Annotated in this window: 11 protein-coding genes; 1 reads left to right on the forward strand and 10 read right to left on the reverse strand. The window is 47.6% G+C overall.

The window, feature by feature from the left end; all coding sequences use genetic code 11:
* Positions 1 to 296 precede the first annotated feature (296 nt).
* From R3P39_RS11090 to secA, 4 genes are all read right to left on the reverse strand, one after another.
* Positions 297 to 2,879, reverse strand: coding sequence for a family 20 glycosylhydrolase (locus tag R3P39_RS11090; protein WP_336567526.1), 2,583 nt, complete (start codon positions 2,877 to 2,879; stop codon positions 297 to 299).
* Positions 2,880 to 4,360: 1,481 nt separating this feature from the next.
* Positions 4,361 to 6,433, reverse strand: coding sequence for a M13 family metallopeptidase (locus tag R3P39_RS11095; protein ID WP_336567527.1), 2,073 nt, complete (start codon positions 6,431 to 6,433; stop codon positions 4,361 to 4,363).
* 368 nt (positions 6,434 to 6,801) lie between these two features.
* On the reverse strand, positions 6,802 to 7,194 hold the full coding sequence (gene mutT / locus R3P39_RS11100; RefSeq protein ID WP_336567528.1) for an 8-oxo-dGTP diphosphatase MutT: 393 nt from the start codon (positions 7,192 to 7,194) through the stop codon (positions 6,802 to 6,804).
* 60 nt (positions 7,195 to 7,254) lie between these two features.
* The gene (secA, locus tag R3P39_RS11105; RefSeq protein ID WP_336567529.1) at positions 7,255 to 9,963 is read right to left on the reverse strand and encodes a preprotein translocase subunit SecA; all 2,709 of its coding nucleotides are present in this window, start codon (positions 9,961 to 9,963) and stop codon (positions 7,255 to 7,257) included.
* Positions 9,964 to 10,327: 364 nt separating this feature from the next.
* Here secA and R3P39_RS11110 point away from each other — a divergent pair, with 364 nt between their 5' ends.
* Complete coding sequence (locus R3P39_RS11110) at positions 10,328 to 10,822, forward strand: DUF721 domain-containing protein (protein ID WP_336567530.1); 495 nt, start codon at positions 10,328 to 10,330, stop codon at positions 10,820 to 10,822.
* A gap of 215 nt (positions 10,823 to 11,037) precedes the next feature.
* Here R3P39_RS11110 and lpxC read toward each other — a convergent pair whose 3' ends face one another.
* The 6 genes from lpxC to murC all read right to left on the reverse strand — a co-directional run bounded on the left by lpxC (position 11,038) and on the right by murC (position 17,672).
* Positions 11,038 to 11,961: a UDP-3-O-acyl-N-acetylglucosamine deacetylase gene (gene lpxC / locus R3P39_RS11115; protein WP_336567531.1), complete on the reverse strand. Its 924-nt coding sequence runs from the start codon at positions 11,959 to 11,961 to the stop codon at positions 11,038 to 11,040.
* An 87-nt stretch (positions 11,962 to 12,048) separates the two neighbouring features.
* Positions 12,049 to 13,293, reverse strand: coding sequence for a cell division protein FtsZ (ftsZ, locus tag R3P39_RS11120; RefSeq protein ID WP_336567532.1), 1,245 nt, complete (start codon positions 13,291 to 13,293; stop codon positions 12,049 to 12,051).
* Between the two features lie 21 nt (positions 13,294 to 13,314).
* Positions 13,315 to 14,547, reverse strand: a complete 1,233-nt coding sequence (ftsA, locus tag R3P39_RS11125) for a cell division protein FtsA (RefSeq protein ID WP_336567533.1) — start codon at positions 14,545 to 14,547, stop codon at positions 13,315 to 13,317.
* Positions 14,544 to 15,329 (reverse strand): cell division protein FtsQ/DivIB, encoded by a 786-nt coding sequence (locus tag R3P39_RS11130; protein ID WP_336567534.1) that lies wholly within the window; start codon positions 15,327 to 15,329, stop codon positions 14,544 to 14,546. The genes ftsA and R3P39_RS11130 overlap by 4 nt, the downstream gene beginning before the upstream one ends.
* 1 nt (position 15,330) lies before the next feature.
* Positions 15,331 to 16,242, reverse strand: a complete 912-nt coding sequence (locus tag R3P39_RS11135) for a D-alanine--D-alanine ligase (protein WP_336567535.1) — start codon at positions 16,240 to 16,242, stop codon at positions 15,331 to 15,333.
* A complete protein-coding gene (murC, locus tag R3P39_RS11140) occupies positions 16,239 to 17,672 on the reverse strand; it encodes a UDP-N-acetylmuramate--L-alanine ligase (protein WP_336567536.1) in 1,434 nt (477 codons plus the stop codon). The genes R3P39_RS11135 and murC overlap by 4 nt, the downstream gene beginning before the upstream one ends.
* Positions 17,673 to 17,679 lie beyond the last annotated feature (7 nt).

Here is a 17,679-nt window from a genome sequence, read left to right on the forward strand (position 1 = left end):
TATTACTGCAAAAAATGACAGCGCTGACATTTAACTTTACGTTAAAAACTATTTCATTACCAGTTAGAATTTGAGCAAAATTATCACTATGATACCAACCCACATTAATACTTGCTCAATTTGAGGGAGCAAATTTGACGCTAACTGCGTTAAAAATTTCTCATTTAGAACAACTAAATAGCAAAATTTTTGCCTTGTTATCGACAAAAATTTTCTTGCCTCAAATAGACCACTTAATTAAGCGAATTGGTATAAAGGGCCAAAGCCCTTTTTTGCGATAAGTAAGATCTAAAAGGTTACTTTAACCCAGTGACTCGACTGGTGTTTTTTGCTCCAGCACGAGTTCTGAGTAGTACGTTGCTGGCATCATCAACACTCATCTGATCAGTGTATGGCTGCCATGACTCACCACCATCCACACTCACCTCAATGGCTAAAAATGGAAATGCGCTATTGGCTTCTAGCTTACCCAACACCACTTTAGCGCCCGGTACTGGTAAATTTGGCTGAATGCCATCGTTTTGCAGTTTGGCAATTTCCTTTAGTGCTAGCGCCGCGGCAAAGCGTGAATAATCTTTATCACGCTGCTCGCTATCCAGTTGCAGGCCTTCCCATGACGCTTTATGCCAAGCACGTTCTGCTAGCGACAATAAACGCGGGAAGATAAGTCGCATTAATTGTGCCTCTGTGCGGATGGTTTCCCCCCACACTTGGCCTTGTACACCGAGAATGTTTTCTGGCTTTTCTAGCGCTGGAAGCGCACGGCCCACTAAGGCTTCAAGGTTTTCTATGGGCTCACGGTTGCGACTATAGTCGGCATTGGCGTAAATATGTTCTGGCATATATGAGAAGGTTTTTTTGGTATCAATGTAACGTGTTGCCCAATAGTAACCGCGCTCTTCTGGGTGGGCCTCGTAAGGGTGATCAAAGTATAAATGGGTACCATGAGATAAAATCACTTGGTAATCGTTATTGGCAAAGCGGTGAGCGCGGTCGGCTACCCCCCACTCCCAAATATTATCCCAGGTGTTCACCAAGAACTGCGCGTTAGGAAATTCGTCGCGCTTAAAGGTGGTGGTGCGGTTATACATTAGGCCATCTTCCCAAGCGGCTGGCCTGATCCCTCGCTTATCCAACAATTTAGCTACTTTTTGGGTAAAGTAAGGCTTAAGATCGCTCGGCCCTGCAACGCCATTATCTGCCACCGCAAACAGTGCATTACAAGCCGGTGACTCGGTCCAAGAGCCTTTTCCTACTTCATCGCCACCAAAGTGAACGGTTTTTAGTAAGGTGCCCGCTTCACGATACATTTGTTGCAGTTCGTACACCACTTTTTCCATAAAGGCGTAGCTGGAGTCGAGGCAAACATTAATGGAATTATCATTATAGAATTGCACTGTGGAGTATTCGGAGGTGTCTTCAAAATCGGTCAGCAAATACGCTTTGGCTTGCTCGGGTTTCCCCGCCGCCATCAGGTTATGGTAGCGCGCCTCCATCGACTTAATGGCAGCTCGTGCGTGGCCTGGGCTTTCAATTTCTGGAATAATTTCAATGTGTCTGGCATGGGCAAACTTAAGTAGTTCAATAAAGTCGCTGCGCGATAGATAGCCATTACCACTACCAGATTTAAACGGCCCAGTGCCAAGCTGGGTAAGTAAGCATTCACGTTCTTGTAAGTCAAAGCAGCGCTGGCCGCCCACCTCGGTTAACTCGGGGAGCCCTGGGATCTCTAAGCGCCAGCCTTCATCGTCAGAGAAATGCCAGTGGAATTTGTTAAGCTTGTAGCGCGCCATTTGCTCCAGCAGTTTAAATAAAGCCGCTTTGCCGTGGTAATTACGAGCATTATCGTAATGCATTCCACGCCAACCAAAACGGGGCTCATCTTTTATTTCTACATGAGACACGCTGATTTGGCCTTGGCTATTGGCCGGGAAAAGCGCCAGCAAGCTTTGAATACCGTAAAATACGCCGGCATTGTCGATGCCCACAATACGGACCACGTCATCGTCTATTTCTAAAGTATAAGCCCCTGAGCTTACCGAGGTTTCTAGGTTTTTATCCACACTGAGGTAAATCGTAGGCAAGTCTCCAGCTGGAATATGATCGGGCTCGGCCTCAAGCGTTAAGCCATACTCGCTTAAGTCTTCTTGAAATACCGCCACTTCGGATTTTAAGCGTCCGGCAAAGCGAATTTGCCAGCTTTTATCGAGGGTAATGTCGCCGCGATTAAAGTCAATGTACTGAGGCTTGGGAATAATTCGTCGCAGCGCTTCTTGTTTCGATACCGTGTGGTTTGCTGCGTTGCGCTCATAGCGTAGCTCGGCATTGGCGATTTTGGTGTAATCTGTGGGGGTGTTATAGCGCTTTAATTGCTCTTCACGCTCAATAGGCGCAATAAAGTTTTGCACCTCTTCGCTGTCGGTATTGGCGAAAATGGCCGGCGTGTTATCGCCCGCTACCATAAATGCCCGTGGCATAAAGTCGGTGTAGGCGGCAACCCAAGCGGTGCCCTTAAATGGTATGTTTAGCTGTTGTCCTGGGGCTAGGCCTTGAAACTCTGCAGTTGGCGTGATGCGGTGTAAGTCACCATTAATGTGTTCAAACTGCAGGCCATTACTGACACCTGTAGTGATATTACGAACGGAGTGAAGATAGATTTGCCAGTCACTTTTACCTTTAGGTAGGCCGACGCTGGAATCATTGCGCAGGGTTATGCTGCCGTCAAAGCCACCGGCGCTTTTACCAAAGTTACTCTCTACTGCAAATTGAAAATGCGTTGCCTTGGTAAAATCGTCGAGCTGCTGCTGAGTTAATGCGGCGTGGCTACATAATGAATAGCCTGCGAGCATCGCGCCTAGCAAAGTCGTTTTTATTGTCATGGTTTACTCCCAGTTTTTAAACTCACTCCACCCGAGTTGTATTTAATCATTTTTTATTCAGTAACATCATATAAAAGTTAAAATGACAGCGCTATCATTATTTTTTCATCTTGGGTAAATTCGTGCGTTGTTTTGGTCTGAGTGCGGCAATTCACGATAGGTAAATAGGTTCAATATGAAACCATCCACAATGGTCGCGATGTAAACTCATAAAAACCCTCGCGAAGTAAAATCGTAAAAACAATCGCGATATAAAATCGCTGCTACGAGATTGTGCATCTGTTTCGAGCATCGCAATCAATGTCCACACCGGACCCGTAGCAGCGGATTTATTCCGCGACCAAGGTTCGTCACTCCGGACTTGATCCGGAGTCTATGTTGAGAGCAGCGCGAAGTTCGCGATGGACCCTGAATCAAGTTCAGGGTGACGAAGTATTGGGGTTCAGTGGAGCGCATTTTGTAGTCGCGGATTGATTCCGCGACCAAGGTGAAAACCGAAATGTGGGAGCGGCTTTACTCCGGGAGCTTTTATCGTGATATACAACTATGAAAACAATCGCGATATAAAATCGCTGCTACGAGATTGTGCATCTGTTTCGAGCATCGCAATCAATGTCCACACCGGACCCGTAGCAGCGGATTTATTCCGCGACCTCGTGACCATAGACACATAAACATAAAGACAATCGCGATATAAAATCGCTGCTACGAGATTGTGCATCTGTTTCGAGCACCGCAATCAATGTCCACACCGGGCCGTAGTAGCGGATTTATTCCGCGACCAAGGTTCGTCACTCCGGACTTGATCCGGAGTCTATGTTGAGAGCAGCGCGAAGTTCGCGATGGACCCTGAATCAAGTTCAGGGTGACGAAGAATTGGGGGTCAGGGTGACGAAGTATTGGGGTTCAGAGGGAGCATATTTTGTAGTCGCGGATTGATTCCGCGAGCCTAGGTGAAAAATCGAAATGTGGGAGCGGCTTTACTCCGGGAGCTTTTATCGTGATATACAACTATGAAAACAATCGCGATATAAAATCGTAAAAACAATCGCGATATAAAAATATAAAAACAATCGCGATGTAAAATCGCTGCTACGAGATTGTGCCTATGCTCTAAACATCTTACTTAACAACATCTAACCCGTGGCAGCGGATTGATTCCGCGACCAAAGCTCGTCACTCCGGGCTTGATCCGGAGTCTATGTTGAGAGCTGCGCGAGGTTCGCGGTGGACCCTGAATCAAGTTCAGGGTGACGAATTTTGTAGGCGCGGATTTATTCCGCGGACCCAATGGACCCTGAATCAAGTTCAGGGTGACGGGAGTGGATTCAGCGTAACGGAGATGAGGTCAGGGTGACGATGTATTGGGGGATCAGGGTGATAGGGGTGAGTTTAGGGTGGCGAAATATTGGAGGTTGGATAACAAAGTAAAAAGCCACGGTAGACCGTGGCTTTTTAGGGTTATTATTTGGCGTCGATGATTACCAAATTTTAACGCGGTCTTCCGGCTTCAAATACATCTTGTCGCCTTCTTTTACGTCAAATGCCTCGTAAAACTCTGGCATGTTAGGTAATACGCCAATGACGCGGTAGTGACTGGGTGAGTGAGGGTCGGTCATTAGGCGGTTACGCAATTCTTCATCGCGATATTTACGGCGCCAAATTTGCGACCAGCCCATAAAGAAGCGTTGCTCACCAGTGTAACCGTCAATCACTGGGGCTTTTTCGCCCTCTAGCGAAATTTGGTACGCCTTGTAGGCTACCGTTAAGCCGCCTAAGTCACCAATGTTTTCACCTAGGGTAAGCTCACCATTCACGGCAGCATCGTCAAATGGTTTAAATTGGTTAAACTGCTCGACCAGCTTTTTACTGCGCGCTTCAAACTGCTCAAGATCAGACTCGCTCCACCAATTACGCAGGTTGCCATCACCGTCGTATTTTGCCCCTTGGTCGTCAAAACCATGGCCCAATTCGTGGCCAATTACCGCACCAATGGCACCATAGTTAACGGCATCGTCGGCTTCTAAGTTAAAGAATGGTGGTTGTAGGATCGCTGCCGGGAAAACGATCTCGTTGTTCACTGGGTTGTAGTAAGCATTCACTGTTTGTGGAGTCATAAACCATTCACTGCGATCCACTGGCTTACCTAACTTGTCTGCCATTTCTTGGTTGGCAAAGCGGCTGTAACGAATGTAGTTACCGACAAGATCATCAGGGCTTATTTCCAATGAAGAATAATCTTTCCACTTATCAGGGTAACCAATTTTCGGTGTGAACTTGTTGAGTTTTTCTTTTGCCGCTACCTTGGTTTCGGCGCTCATCCACTCAAGGCCGTCAATGGCTTGATCGAATCCTTTAATGAGGTTATCAACCAGCTCTTCCATCCGAGCTTTGGCTTCTGGTGGGAAATACTCTTTGACGTAAATTTTACCGAGCATTTCACCCAGTACACTGTTACTGGCATCCACCGCTTTTTTCCACGTCGGAGCCTGCTCTTCAACGCCTTTCAAGGTTTTGCCAAAGAAGCCAAACTTTAAGTCTACCATGTCATCGCTTAATAGCGATGCGTAATCATTGGTAAAATGGAAGGTCAGGTAGTTTTGCCACACCTTAAGGTCGGTATTGGCCATTACCTCAGATAACTCCTCGAAGAAGCTCGGCTGGCTAACAATAATTTCATCGGTATCTAAGCCCAACTTTTGTAGCAACGCCGCAGCATCAAAGCTTGGCATCAGCTGATTAAACTCAGCAACCGTCATCTTATTATAGGTTTTGGTGGCATCTCGGCTTTCAACTCGTGTCCACTGCGCCTCGGCAAGCTTGGTCTCGAGTTCAAGAATACTGCGAGCCGCCTCGCCTGGCTTTTCTACCCCAACTTTGCCTAAGCTTTGGGCAATATAGTCAAAATATTGCTGACGAATTGTCTCGAACTTTTCAGTGTCTTTAAGGTAGTAGTCACGGTCAGGTAAACCTAAACCAGACTGGAACATATACAGGGCGTTCTCTGTTGAGTTTTTGGCATCATTATTGACATACCAAGCAAAGGGTGTTGAAACACCTGATAAGCGCATTTTGGCCAGCAGTGCTGGTAGTTCAGATTTATCTGCAACGGCTTGAATTTCATTAAGATAAGGCTTGATTGGCTCTATCCCTAACTCATTGCGAGCTGCTTTATTCATATAACTTTGATAAAAAGCACCTAACTTTTGCTCTTCTGAGCCTGGCTTGGCCTTGTCGTTGGCCGCGGCCTCTTCCAGTACTTTTTTCATCGCTTCTTGCGAGTTTTCATACAGTTGAGAGAACGAGCCGTAGTTTGACTTATCTGCTGGGATCTTGGTTTTTTCTAACCACTTACCATTAACATGATAATAAAAGTCATCTTGAGGTCTTACCGACTCATCAATATTGGCCAGTGCAATGCCGGAATTGAGTGTTTGTTGTGGTGCTTCGGCTTCGCTTTGCACGTTTTGCTGCTGCGTTTTTGGCTGCTCACTACAGCCAATCAGCCCTAGCGCCAACGCCACGCTGGCGGCAGCGAGTGATATTTTCTTCATAACTTCCCCTGAAAAGAGTTTCCGCTTGAGTTATTGTTGGTGTTTTTGCCTATCCATACTGGCACAGTCCCACGTAATTGAACAGTTTTGCTGCTTATCCCTGCATCAACTAAACATGTTAGTGACTGTTTACTATTTTACGGAGTAAGCGCAGCAGTGACTATGCTGCAAAGTCCATCATTTGGTAACAAAGTTTGTCAGGCATTTATACCATTTTGCTTAATTAAGTGGTCTATTTTGAGGCGAGAAAATCTTGTCGATAGCAAGGCAAAAATTTTGCTATTTAGTTGTTCTAAATAAGAAATTTTTAACGCAGCTAGCGTCAGATTTAATCCCTCAAATTGATCAAGTATTAAGTCAGAATGGTATTACCCTTGCTGCAGTTTTTCCACAATGGCGACATTGGCCGCGGGGAAATCCAACTTATGCAGTTCAGCAATTGCTACCCATTGAGAGGTTTGCCCTTCTGCACCGTGAGGCTCACCGCTAAACTCGCTCACGGTGTGAATATGCAAACACACCGATTTATCGCCATAATCGTGCTCAATACGCATTAGCTCCGTTGAGCTGGCGGTATCAATGGCCACTTCTTCTTTTAGCTCGCGTTGAAGGGCATGAAAAACGCTCTCGCCAGCTTCTATTTTGCCACCCGGAAACTCCCACAAACCGCCTTGGTGTTGTGCTTGATTGCGTAAACAAACAAACACCTGCTGCTGCCTAATTATCACGCCAACGGCGACTTCTACTATTTTTTTACTCATCATCACTCCATAAAAAAAGCGACTTACGTCGCTTTTTCGTTGTTCTTGGCTGGGTAAGGTCTATTTTAACTTACCGCAGCACTGCTTGTATTTTTTACCTGACTGACACGGGCAAGGCTCGTTACGGCCAACCTTAGGCTCAGTACGTGAGGCCACTACCGCGCCTTCTGGCGTTTCACCGCCTACGCGCTCAGCTTCTTCGTGTTGATATTCACGTGGTGCTTGCTCGCTCTTGCGGTGCTGTTGCTCGACTTTTTCAACGTCTTCTTCGGCGCGCACTTGCACTTTGCTCAATACGCCAACCACGTCAATTTTAAGGTTTTCCAGCATTTGTGAGAACAGCTCAAATGACTCACGCTTGTACTCTTGCTTCGGATTCTTTTGTGCATAACCACGCAGGTGAATACCTTGACGCAAGTGATCCATGGCAGCTAAGTGATCTTTCCAGTGCTGATCTAAGCTCTGTAGCATCACCGCTTTTTCGAAGTGGCGTAGCACATCGGCGCCAACCATCTCTTCTTTTTGCTGGTAGGCTTTAGCTACTTCTTCAACAATGCGTTCACGCAGTACTTCTTCGTACAGCTTGTTGTCTTCTTCTAACCACTTAGCAATGGGCAGCTCAACATGGAAGTCGTTTTTCAGGCGCTCTTCTAATGCCGGAATATCCCACATTTCAGCCAAGCTTTGCGGTGGAATATACTGATCAATGGTGCCGTTTAGAACGTCTTCACGGATGGCGGTGATGGTTTCTGAAATATCACCTTCTTCCAGCAGTTCATTACGCTGCTCGTAAACCACCTTACGTTGATCGTTCGCCACGTCATCGTACTCAAGTAGCTGCTTACGAATATCAAAGTTACGGGCTTCTACTTTACGCTGGGCGTTTTCAATGGCACGGTTTACCCACGGGTGCTCAATGGCTTCACCACGTTGCATACCAAGCTTGCGCATCATGTTGGTCATGCGCTCACCGGCAAAAATACGCATCAATGGATCGTCCATTGACAAGTAGAAACGGCTCGAACCAGCATCCCCCTGACGACCAGAACGACCACGGAGCTGATTATCGATACGACGTGATTCGTGACGTTCCGTACCAATGATGTGTAAACCACCCGACTCAAGTACCGCGTCGTGGCGCTTCTGCCACTCGGCTTTGATCTCAGCAATTTTTTCTTCGCTTGGATTGTCGAGTTTTTCTACTTCTGATTGCCAGTTACCACCCAGCACAATATCGGTACCACGGCCAGCCATGTTAGTAGCGATGGTCACTTTGCCAGGTAAGCCCGCGTCGGCGATGATGTCTGCTTCTTGGGCGTGGAATTTAGCGTTCAGAACGTTGTGGTCAATTTTTTCTTTGCGCAAGAAGTGCGATAAGTACTCCGAGCTTTCAATCGATACCGTACCTACTAGTACTGGCTGACCGCGCTCTTGGCAATCACGAATGTCGGCAAGAATGGCTTCAAATTTTTCTTCTTGAGTGAGGTACACTAAATCGGCACGATCATCACGCACCATAGGTTTGTTGGTTGGGATAACCACGGTATCTAAACCGTAGATAGACTGGAACTCAAACGCTTCGGTGTCGGCAGTACCTGTCATACCCGCCAGCTTGTTGTATAAACGGAAGTAGTTCTGGAAAGTGATCGAGGCCAGAGTTTGGTTTTCGTTTTGAATACGTACGCCTTCTTTGGCTTCCACCGCTTGGTGTAGGCCTTCTGACCAACGACGACCTTCCATAGTACGACCGGTGTGCTCATCAACAATGATAACTTCGTTTTCTTTCACTACGTAGTCGACGTCTTTTTGGTACAGCTTGTGCGCACGCAGGGCGGCGTAAACATGGCTTAGTAGCGAGATGTTACCGGCAGAATACAGTGAATCGCCTTCTTCAATTAAGCCCCGATGGGTTAATAGCTCTTCAACTTTAACTTGGCCGCGCTCGGTAAGGTGAACCTGCTTGCTCTTTTCATCAATAGTGAAGTCGCCGTCGCCTTCAACGCCTTCTTCGTCTTCTTTTTCTTGTAGTTCAAGCTCTGGCACTATTTTATTGATTTCGGTGTACAGCTCTGAGCTGTCTTCTGCAGGACCAGAAATGATCAATGGTGTTCTGGCTTCATCAATTAAGATGGAATCCACTTCATCCACGACTGCGTAGTTAAGTGGACGTTGCACACGCTCTTCGATGCTAAACGCCATGTTGTCACGCAGGTAGTCGAAACCAAATTCGTTGTTGGTACCGTAAGTGATGTCGGCTTCGTATGCTTGTTTCTTTTGCTGTGGCATCATGCCCGGCACGTTACAGCCAACAGTTAAGCCTAAAAATTCAAACAGGGGACGGTTGGTTTCAGCATCACGCCTAGCTAGGTAATCGTTCACAGTAATAATGTGCACGCCTTTACCTGATAGACCATTAAGGTACGCTGGCAATGTTGCGGTTAAGGTTTTACCTTCACCGGTACGCATTTCTGAAATGCGGCCTTGGTGCAACACCATACCACCAATCATTTGCACATCGAAATGACGCATTCCAAATACGCGCTTTGATGCTTCACGCACAGTAGCGAACGCCTCTGGTAATATGTCATCTAAACTGCTGCCTTGCTCAATGCGTTGTTTAAATTCGCTGGTTTTTTGTTTTAGTTCTTCGTCGCTGAGCTTGCCGTATTGTTCTTCTAGGGCATTGATGAGGGCGACCGTTTTTCGTAGGTTTTTGATGGTGCGGTCATTACGACTACCAAAAATCTTGGTAAAAATATTAGCTAACATGTTTAAACCGTTTCACTCTGTGTTGGCTGACCCAAACTACTCAGTCAGTATGTTTGTTGCTGGGTCGCACTTGTCCTGTTGGCGACTAAAGACGTTCCTAAATTACGGTTTTAAATTTTGCCAATTTAGGAAGTGGCTTATTGTCATTGCCGAGTTAAAATAATGCCCTATCATACCAGACTCTTTTTTTCTGCAAACCTTATTGAGCAAATAATACCTTGCTCATTTGCAACAAAGTGGTGCGGTGAGGCGATAAAGTAGCAAGGCGAGTGTTAATAACACCTCTTTTGTCGCTCGCTGTCTGTTATACTGTGTTTGATATGGCGTTGTTAGTGATGTTTTTCAAGCGATAGGACGTAACTCTGTGACTAAAAATCGTTACAACCCTAAACCTCTCAATGAAGTCATGGGTGGTTGGTCTGATAAACTCAGTCAATATGGCCAAACCAGTGCCCAAGCCGAGCAGTTACAAACCTGCTTAGCAGACACCTTAGGGCCAGTGCTAAGCAAAAAATGCCGCGTGGCGCATTTTCGTGATGGCGTGCTGACCATCGAAGCGGCTTCCGCCACCTTAGCAACGCGCCTTAACTTTTTGAAAATGGACTTGCTCAGCGCCTTTCGCCAAGTGGGCTTACACGATTGCACTATGGTGAAAATCACCACCAACCCCGAGGCACAGCAGCGCTTAAGTAATAAAATTGAATCGCCGAAATCGAGCTATCGCAGTAACCGCACCATGAGTGCCGCCACGGCCGCGCACTTACTATCCTTGGCAGAATCGGCCCCGCCCTCGCTAAAAGCGAAATTAGAGAAGCTCGCCAAGCACGCTGAAGATAATAATACCAATTCGCTTGATTAAGTGTTCTATTTTGAGGCAAGTAAATTTTGTCGATAACAAGGCAAAAATTTTGCTATTTAGTTGTTCTAAATAAGAAATTTTTAACGCAGTTAGGGTCAAATTTACTCCCTCAAAATGAGCAAGTATTAATGCGGATTGGTATAAATAACTTTGCTAAATCGCAGGCACAAAAAATGGCGCTAATGCGCCATTTTTTCAAACTCAATTATTGGCTACTATGCCGAAGCCGTTTTAACCCCAGCTTCCATACCCGGTGCAGGCATGCTCACAGGCTCATCAAAGGTGGCCCATTCCCACGCCGACTCGGTTGCCATAATCTGACGCAACAACATGTTGTTTAAACCATGGCCCGACTTATAACAGCTGATTTTACCCAAGATGTTATGTCCTGCCATAAACATGTCGCCAACACAGTCTAAAATCTTGTGTTTAACGAACTCGTCGTTGTAGCGCAGGCCGTCTGGGTTTAGCACCTTAAACTGATCCAACACCACGGCGTTGTCCATGCTGCCACCTAGGGCTAGGTTATTAGCGTGCATATACTCGATATCGCGCATAAAGCCGAAGGTACGCGCACGGCTGATCTCTTCAGTGAAGCTTTGTGCAGTAATATCTAAACCAATGCGTTGACGACTGGCATTGATTGCTGGGTGGTCAAAGTCGATTTCAAAATCGATATGAAAACCATCGTAAGGGGTGATCTCTGCCCACTTATCGCCATCTTCGACGCGCACTTTTTCTTTAATGCGAATAAAGCGCTTGGCCGCGTTTTGCTCTTCAATGCCGCCTTTTTGAATTAAGTAGATGAATGGCAATGCACTGCCATCCATAATCGGCACTTCGGCGCTGTCGAGTTCAACGATTAGGTTATCGATACCTAATGCTGCAACGGCCGCAATTAAATGCTCCGTGGTCGACAGACGTACGCCGTCTTTATTAGTTAAACAAGTACACAATTGCGTGTCGCCCACAGCTTCTGGCGTTGTTTCAAAGTCAACAACTGGGTCTAGATCCACGCGGCGAAATACAACACCTGTATTCACACCAGCTGGTCGGAGAGTGATCGTGACCTTTTCACCTTTGTGTAAACCTACACCTGTGGCTTTAACGACTTGTGCAATCGTACGCTGTTTAATCATAGACTTGCCCACTTAATTTCAGATAGGCGGCGGAGTGTATCACAAAACCGCCAAACTGCCAATCTTTGTTTAAATTTTATACCGACTTTAGTCTGACTGTTTACGCAAGAAAGCCGGAATATCGAAGTAGTCGCCTTTTTCTTTGCTGTCGCCTTTGTCACTGCTTGCCGTTGAGCTTGAAGGTTTTGGCTTAGCTTCTTGAGCTTGTGGCTCAGAGGCTTCACTTTTCCCAGTGCTCTCTGGTGCAGACGTTTGCGGCTGCGTAAAGCTAGGTACATACATGCTAGTTTGCGAGCTTGACTGCGACGCCGTGCCAGCATCAGACCCTGACGCTTGCTGCAAACCATTATCCACAATACCAAACTGTGGACGACGATCTCCGCCAAGGCCAGTGGCCACCACAGTTACGCGCAGCTCTTCACTCATTTCTGGGTCAATAACAGCCCCCACCACCACAGTGGCGTTTTCAGACGCCAGCGCTTTAACATGGTTACCGACCACTTCAAACTCTTCGATGGTGATATCCATGCCAGCGGTAATGTTAACCAAAATGCCTTTGGCACCGGTTAAATCCACGTCTTCTAACAGCGGACTAGAAATAGCCGCTTCCGCCGCTTCTTGCGCTCGGTCTGGACCCGTAGCCGATGCTGTGCCCATCATCGCCGTGCCCATGGCCGACATTACGGTTCTTACGTCGGCGAAGTCGACATTGATCAAACCGGAGCGCGTGATCAGCTCAGCAATACCTTGTACTGCGCCGTAAAGTACATCGTTCGCTTTGGCGAAGGCATCTAGCAGTGTAGTACCTTTACCTAATACTTTAAGCAGTTTGTTGTTCGGAATTGTAATGAGTGAATCGACAGTTTCTGACAATTCAGCAATGCCTTGCTCGGCCGCGGCCATGCGCTTTTTGCCTTCAAGGTCAAACGGTCGAGTCACCACGGCAACAGTTAGAATACCCAATTCTTTGGCAGCCCGAGCGACCACAGGTGCAGCGCCCGTCCCCGTACCACCGCCCATACCGGCTGCGATAAAGACCATGTCAGCGCCTTCAAGGCTGCTCTTGATGGTTTCGAGATCTTCCTCAGCAGCGCTTTTACCCACTTCTGGGTTGGCACCGGCACCCAAACCTGAGGTGATCTGAGTCCCTAGCTGTACCGTGACGTCTGCCGATGAACGGCGTAGCGCCTGAGCATCGGTATTGGCTACGATAAATCGTACGCCTTCAATTTCTTGGTTCACCATGTGTTCTACGGCATTACCACCACCGCCACCGACACCGATGACTTTAATCACAGCTTCTTCGCTGTGCTGTTCCATAATATCAAACATCTTTACTCTCCGACTTGAGTACTAAAATTCGCCTTGAAACCACTTAGTGACGCGGTTCCACCAACTTCCCTCTGCATCTGCTTTCGACTTCTGTGCATTCATCGATTGCAGCGAACGGCCATATTGTAACAAACCGACCGCTGTTGCATATGCAGGGTCATCTACATAATCTGTTAACCCTTTAATGCCCACTGGGTTACCCACACGTACAGGCATTTGGAAGATATCTTCCGCTACTTCTTGGGCGCCTTTCATTTTGGCGCTGCCACCGGTTAGCACTAACCCCGCGGCAATTTGATCTTCAAAACCAGAGCGACGCAGCTCTTCTTTGGCTAATTCGAATAGCTCTCTAAAACGCGGCTCCACCACCTCAGATAGGGTGTGTCGTGACATCACCCGCGCCGGTCGCCCCCCGACGCTGGGTACTTCTATGGTTTCTTCACTTGAAGCCATTTGGCTCGACGCAAAGGCATATTGTACCTTCAAAGACTCAGCATGGGAGATAGGGGTGCGGAATATTTTTGCAATATCACCGGTGACCTGATTTCCCGCCACTGGAATAACAGCAGTGTGACGTAACGCACCATTGATGTAAATTGCAATGTCCATGGTGCCACCGCCAATATCTAGCACCGCCACGCCTAACTCTTTTTCATCGTCGGTCAATACCGAGTAGCAAGATGCCAAGGCATTGAAAGTTAATTGGTCTACTTGTAAGCCACAGCGCTCAACGCACTTTTCGATGTTTTTCGCCATGTCGTTAGAGCAAGTAATGATGTGAGCTTTGGCTTCCATTCTCACGCCACTCATGCCCAATGGGTTTTTAATCCCCTCTTGCATGTCGATGCTGTATTCTTGCGGCAATGAGTGCAGCATTTTCCGCTCAGCCGACATTGGCACCGAGCGCGCTATATGAATAACATTAGCAATGTCATCATCGGTGACTTCGGCATTGTTGATGGCGACCACTCCGGTTTCGTTTTGGCACTGGATATGCTTGCCCGAAATCCCTAAATACACCGAGCTAATACGGCAGTCGGCCATTAGTTCGGCTTCGTCGATGGCGCGTTTAATCGACTCCGACACCAAATCTAAATCGTTCACGCCGCCTTTATCCATACCATGGGATTCTTGGCGGCCAACGCCGACGATACTAAGCTGATTGTCTGCCGTGATCTCCCCCACCGTGGCGACAACCTTGGATGTGCCTACATCTAATCCAATCACTAAGTTTCTTTCTGCCGACTTTGTCATGCTTCACTCTTGTTATTTTGTTGTTGTTGCTGCTCGGGAGCTGCTTTCCAACTCACCGCCAGTCCTGTGTCATAGCGTAAATCCACCACATCGACCACCTTGCCTTCAGGGCGGTCCATGCGCGGGTAAACATCAATAAATCGCTGTACCCGCTGGGCCTTGTCTTCGCGCCCTAAATTGAGGCGAATGCCGTTGTCGAGCCACAATTGCCAAGCAAAGCGTTCAGACAATGCCAAACTATCTAGGGTGAATTGATTCACCGCTAACAAGGCCTTAAATTGTTGAAACGCTTGCCACGCTTCTTCGGCACTGCCTTCGGGGCCATACAGCTCAGGCAGCCCCTCAGGCAGTTTATTGCTGCGCGCTTGAAATACTTCGCCTGCCTCATTGAGTAACAGGTCGCTATTCCAATGCGCCACTGGCGTATGTTCTACCACATACACTTGCAGGGTGTCGGGCCACTGCTTTCTTACCGAGACACTCGCCACCCATGGTAACGCTAACACCGCTTGATGAACCGCCTTAACATCCAGTTCAAAAAAGCTGTTTAAATCGGCCGTTTTAATTGCCGTTACAATGTCATGTTCTGCAGTGTAATGGGGTTTACCTAATACTTTCAACGTCTTGATTTGCGCGTCATGATGTTCGACTAACCAATCACTGACCCAAAAAGTCCCCTTTACTAAACTAAACACCACCACAAAGAAAAAGCTTAACCCCCAAAACAATGGCCAGTTAACTTTACCACTTAGGTGCTTTGTCTTTGCTAAAAATGCTCGCATATTAAAGCGTTTGCTCCAAAATGCGAACCACTAATTGTGCAAAAGTTACGCCGGTGGCTTTCGCCGCAAGCGGTACCAGTGACTTTTCCGTCATCCCAGGTACGGTGTTCACTTCTAATAAATAAAAGTGTCCTTGCTCATCTTGCATGGCATCAACTCGGCCCCAACCTGTGGCACCAACCAACTCAAAGGCATGCTTGGCCATAATTTGTAACTGCTCAGTGTGGGCAGCACTCAACTCCGCCGGGCAATAATATTCGGTACTGCTGGTTTGGTACTTTGCCTCATAATCATAAAAGCCACGTGGGGTGCGCATTTCAATCACCGGCAGCGGCGTTTTGCCTAACATAGACACGGTAAATTCACGCCCGGTGATCCACTGCTCTACTAGCACGTGTTCGTCAAACTTAAAGGCATTATTCAGCGCCGCGGTTAAGCTTTGCTCACTGTCTGCCTGTGCCATACCAATGCTCGAGCCCTCATGACTGGGCTTCACCATCACTTTGCCGAACTGCGCGATCAAGGCTTTAGCATCAAAGCCAGCAGCTTTGCTTACCACAGCATACGGTGCGGTGCTTAACTTCGCTGATTGGAATAAGTGCTTACAACGCACTTTGTCCATGGCTAAAGCACTGCCTAACACCCCACTGCCGGTGTAAGGCAAGCCCATAAACTCTAACGCTCCTTGAATGGTGCCATCTTCACCGCCACGGCCATGTAAGGCGATAAACACCCGGTCAACGCCTAGCTCTTTTAGCTGCCACAGGTTGCGCTCTGCGGGGTCAAAGGCAATGGCATCCACGCCTTCATTCACCAAGGCATTTAATACCGCTTGGCCAGATTTTAATGACACCTCGCGCTCAGCTGAGCTGCCACCTAACAATACCGCTACTTTTCCAAACTGCTTGTTCATAACTCACTCTGTTGCAACTGCGCCACTGAGAGCTTAGTCGCGGCCAACTGTTTTACTATTTTACCAATGTTGCCAGCCCCTTGGGTCAGCACTAAATCGCCATCTTGCATGGTGTTGGCCAGTACTTTTGCCAACTCCGCATGGTCGCTAATATGAATAGGCTCCACACCGCGTTGGCGCAGGCTACGACACAGGCTTTTGCTATCGGCTCCGACAATCGGTGCTTCACCCGCACTGTAGACATCTAACAACAATAACTTATCAACATCGCAGAGGACTTTGACAAAGTCTTCGTACAAATCTCGGGTGCGGCTATAGCGGTGCGGCTGATAAATCATCACCAAACGCTTATCGGGCCAGCCCGATTTTGCCGCTTTGATGGTCATGTCCACTTCCGATGGGTGGTGACCATAGTCATCAACCAACATCACTTCGCCTACTTCATTATTAAAGCTGCCATAATGTTGGAAACGGCGGCCAACGCCTGCAAAATTCTCTAGCGCTTGCAAGATAGCCTCATTACTAATGCCATGATCTTTGGCTACCGCAATGGCAGCTACGGCATTCAAAGCATTGTGCTTACCAGGCATGTTGAGCGTTACTGTGATGTCGTCGCCATCTTTGCTGCATACCCGAAAGTGCGATTGGCTTTGATCTTGGCTAAAGTCGCATAGCCTGTAATCGGCATCTTCGGCTTCACCATAGGTAATGGTGGGTCTAGCAAAGCGTGGCAATAACTCTCTGGCCACTTCTGAGTCGACACACACCACCGCTAAACCATAAAACGGCAGATTGTGAATAAACTCCACGTAGGTGTCTTTCATTTTTTCCAAGTCACCATCGTAGGTATCCATATGATCTTCTTCGATATTCGTGACCACAGACACCATAGGTTGCAGATGCAAAAAGGAAGCATCGCTTTCATCGGCTTCGGCAATGAGGTACTCGCTTTTACCCACCTTGGCATTACTGCCGGCACTGTTAAGCAAGCCGCCAATAATAAAGGTAGGGTCTAGCTCCGCCTGAGCAAAAATGCTGGCAATTAAACTGGTTGTGGTGGTTTTGCCATGGGTGCCGGCCACCGCAATGCCGTGGCGAAAACGCATTAATTCAGCCAGCATCTCAGCGCGGCGAACAATGGGAATACGGTTGGCTTTGGCCGCTTGAATTTCCGGGTTTTGCTCATCGATGGCGCTGGAGACCACCACCACATCCGCCTGGGCGACGTTGTCGGCCTTATGACCAATAAAGATGGTCGCCCCCATGTTGCTCAGCCTTTCTGTCATGGCGCTATTGGCTATGTCTGAGCCGGTAATACGGTAACCTTCAAAGGCCAGTACTTCAGCAATGCCGCTCATACCAGCACCACCAATTCCAATTAAATGGATGGTGTTGATACGTCGCATTGCTCTTCTGCTCGAAGCTTCCATCTGGTTT

This window comes from Pseudoalteromonas sp. UG3-2 (genome assembly GCF_037120705.1).
Taxonomy (GTDB): domain Bacteria; phylum Pseudomonadota; class Gammaproteobacteria; order Enterobacterales; family Alteromonadaceae; genus Pseudoalteromonas.

What these genes read in the sequence shown, in the direction of transcription:
- R3P39_RS11090 (WP_336567526.1), bottom strand. Translation starts at nt 2,879, where the DNA reads ATGACAATAAAAACGACTTTGCTAGGCGCGATGCTCGCAGGCTATTCA.
- R3P39_RS11095 (WP_336567527.1), bottom strand. Translation starts at nt 6,433, where the DNA reads ATGAAGAAAATATCACTCGCTGCCGCCAGCGTGGCGTTGGCGCTAGGG.
- mutT (WP_336567528.1), bottom strand. Translation starts at nt 7,194, where the DNA reads ATGAGTAAAAAAATAGTAGAAGTCGCCGTTGGCGTGATAATTAGGCAG.
- secA (WP_336567529.1), bottom strand. Translation starts at nt 9,963, where the DNA reads ATGTTAGCTAATATTTTTACCAAGATTTTTGGTAGTCGTAATGACCGC.
- lpxC (WP_336567531.1), bottom strand. Translation starts at nt 11,961, where the DNA reads ATGATTAAACAGCGTACGATTGCACAAGTCGTTAAAGCCACAGGTGTA.
- ftsZ (WP_336567532.1), bottom strand. Translation starts at nt 13,293, where the DNA reads ATGTTTGATATTATGGAACAGCACAGCGAAGAAGCTGTGATTAAAGTC.
- ftsA (WP_336567533.1), bottom strand. Translation starts at nt 14,547, where the DNA reads ATGACAAAGTCGGCAGAAAGAAACTTAGTGATTGGATTAGATGTAGGC.
- R3P39_RS11130 (WP_336567534.1), bottom strand. Translation starts at nt 15,329, where the DNA reads ATGCGAGCATTTTTAGCAAAGACAAAGCACCTAAGTGGTAAAGTTAAC.
- R3P39_RS11135 (WP_336567535.1), bottom strand. Translation starts at nt 16,242, where the DNA reads ATGAACAAGCAGTTTGGAAAAGTAGCGGTATTGTTAGGTGGCAGCTCA.
- murC (WP_336567536.1), bottom strand. Translation starts at nt 17,672, where the DNA reads ATGGAAGCTTCGAGCAGAAGAGCAATGCGACGTATCAACACCATCCAT.